The sequence below is a fragment of the Pseudomonas sp. genome, from assembly GCF_050739655.1.
GTDB lineage: Bacteria > Pseudomonadota > Gammaproteobacteria > Pseudomonadales > Pseudomonadaceae > Aquipseudomonas.
In genome coordinates this window covers 1-2,733 of sequence record NZ_JBOIBY010000295.1, presented here as the reverse complement: position 1 = coordinate 2,733, position 2,733 = coordinate 1, and the positions used below count along the sequence as shown (strand labels likewise).

2 protein-coding genes are annotated in these 2,733 nt (G+C 57.2%); both read left to right on the top strand.

The window, feature by feature from the left end:
• On the top strand, window positions 1-185 hold a 185-nt coding region (rpsU, locus tag ACRESJ_RS14350), incomplete at its 5' end, for a 30S ribosomal protein S21 (protein WP_400776041.1).
• 479 nt (window positions 186-664) lie between these two features.
• A complete protein-coding gene (gene dnaG / locus ACRESJ_RS14345) occupies window positions 665-2,635 on the top strand; it encodes a DNA primase (protein ID WP_431758474.1) in 1,971 nt (656 codons plus the stop codon).
• Window positions 2,636-2,733: the final 98 nt, after the last annotated feature.

Genomic DNA, 2,733 nt, shown 5'->3' with positions numbered 1-2,733 from the left:
CCTTCGACGTAGCTCTGCGTCGTTTCAAGCGCTCCTGCGAAAAAGCCGGTGTACTGGCTGAAGTTCGTAGCCGCGAATTTTACGAGAAGCCAACTTCTGAGCGTAAGCGCAAAGCAGCAGCCGCTGTTAAGCGTCACGCCAAGAAAGTTCAGCGCGAACAGCGCCGCGCCGTTCGTCTGTACTAATACACAGACGATCGTAGCAAGCTTCTGCCAAGCCCGGCTCTGAGCCGGGCTAATGGCATTTGCGTAAAACGCTTGATGCTTCACCGTCGACGCCGCAGATGCGACCGAGACAATCTGCTTCATCACGTCAGACCTGGCTCTTTTGCCAGCGGTGCACGTCTTTTCTGACGAGCCTTTCAAGGCTACTGACGAGCACACCTACTGATTCCTCTCACGACGATCAGCCCAAAGCACCTCATGCGTGCCAAATTGTGAGCTATCCGAGACCATTGACTGGTCGCAGCCGGATTCAGCGCAACACTTTCAAATAGTCGAATACTGATTGGATTAACGTCAGTGGATTTTCGGCAGATACACTTCCCGATAGCGATTATGCAGACGACACCGGTCGAGCCGCACACCTTGCGTGCCTCAAACAATGAACCGCGTACGGTCGCCCTTCGCTTCGGACTTCTTACAGCGCAGATGACGAGAACGCCATGGCCGGGCTAATTCCCCAGAGCTTCATTGACGACCTTCTGAACCGCACCGACATCGTCGACGTGGTCAGCTCGCGCCTGCAACTGAAAAAAGCTGGCAAGAACCACACTGCCTGCTGCCCGTTCCACAAAGAAAAGACCCCTTCCTTCAGCGTCAGCCCCGACAAGCAGTTCTACTATTGCTTCGGCTGCGGCGCTGGCGGCAATGCCCTCGGCTTCATCATGGACCACGACAACCTGGATTTCGTCCAGGCTGTCGAAGAACTGGCCAAAGCCGCCGGCATGGAGATCCCCCGCGAAGAAAGTGGCCGCCCGCACAAGCCGCGGCAGCCGACCGACTCGCCACTGTATCCGCTACTAAACGCCGCCGCCGACTTCTATCGCCAGGCCCTGAAAAGCCATCCGTCGCGCAAAGCTGCCGTGGACTACTTGAAAGGCCGCGGCCTGACCGGTGAAATCGCCCGCGACTTCGGTCTCGGCTTTGCTCCCCCCGGCTGGGACAACTTGTTCAAGCATCTGAGCAGCGACACTCTGCAACAAAAAGCCATGGTCGATGCCGGCCTGCTGATCGAAAACGCCGAAACCGGCAAACGCTACGATCGCTTCCGTGACAGAGTGATGTTCCCGATCCGCGATAGCCGCGGGCGCATCATTGCCTTTGGCGGCCGGGTACTGGGCGATGACAAGCCGAAATACCTGAACTCCCCGGAAACACCGGTATTCCATAAAGGCCAGGAACTCTACGGCCTGTATGAAGCACGCAAGAACAACCGCAATCTCGACGAAATCATCGTCGTCGAAGGCTATATGGACGTCATCGCCCTCGCCCAGCAGGGTTTGCGTAATGCCGTCGCGACGCTGGGCACCGCTACCAGCGAAGAGCACTTGAAACGATTGTTTCGTGTCGTTCCCAACGTGCTGTTTTGCTTTGACGGCGACCAGGCTGGCCGCAACGCCGCCTGGCGCGCCCTGGAAGCAACATTATCGAGCCTGCAGGACGGCCGCCGTGCCCGCTTTCTGTTCCTGCCTGAAGGCGAAGATCCGGATACCTTGGTCCGCTCGGAAGGCACTGATGCTTTCCGTGCACGCATCAGCCAGCACGCACAGCCATTGGCGGATTACTTCTTTCAACAACTGACAGAAGAAGCCGATCCACGCTCACTCGAAGGAAAGGCCCACATGGCCACCCTCGCCGCACCGTTGATCGAAAAAGTACCGGGCGCCAACCTGCGCGCTCTGATGCGCCAACGCCTGCTGGAAATCACGGGGTTGAGTGGTGAGGCGGTCAGCCAGCTTGTGCACAGCGCGCCACAGGATGCGCCGCCTGCCTATGACCCAGGCATGGATTACGACGCCATGCCCGATTACTCCGACTTCCACCACCCCCAGGAAGCCTACGCCCCCCAGCAGGAATGGACGCCGAAGAAACCGGGCGCTGGCGGCAAAAAATGGGACAAGAAACCGTGGAGCAAAAACGGCAAGCGCGGTGATCGCGATGAGGCCTACGCCCCACGCACACCAGTAGCGGTAGAAGCCCCGACGCTTATCGCCTTGCGCACACTCATCCACCACCCGCAACTGGCGGGAAAGGTTGAGAGCGCAGACCATTTTGCCAACGAGAGCAACACTTACGCTCAGGTACTAATCGCCCTGATCGAGGCCGTACAGAAAAATCCTAAGCTAAACTCTATTCAGTTAATGGCCCGCTGGCACGGCACAGAGCAAGGGCGCCTGTTGAGAGCACTCGCAGAAAAGGAGTGGCTAATTGACGGCGAAAACCTTGAACAACAGTTTTTAGACACCATTACTAGGTTATCCGCGGGTCAGCACACGCAGACCCTCGACGACCTCATCAAGAAAGCAAGGCAGCCGGGATTATCGGCTGAAGAGCAAAATCAGATAGCAAAACAGATGCGCGACCTCTTAAAACAGAACGTTTGCACATCAAACCCGACCTCAACTGGCGCGTGAGGTCATAGCTCAGGTATAATCCTCGGCTTGTTTTTTGCCCGCCAAGACCTTCAGTGGATAGGGTGTTATGTCCGGAAAAGCGCAACAGCAGTCTCGTA

Bases quoted from the DNA above. Each gene is read 5' to 3' on its own strand.
- dnaG (WP_431758474.1), top strand. From the start codon at position 665: ATGGCCGGGCTAATTCCCCAGAGCTTCATTGACGACCTTCTGAACCGC.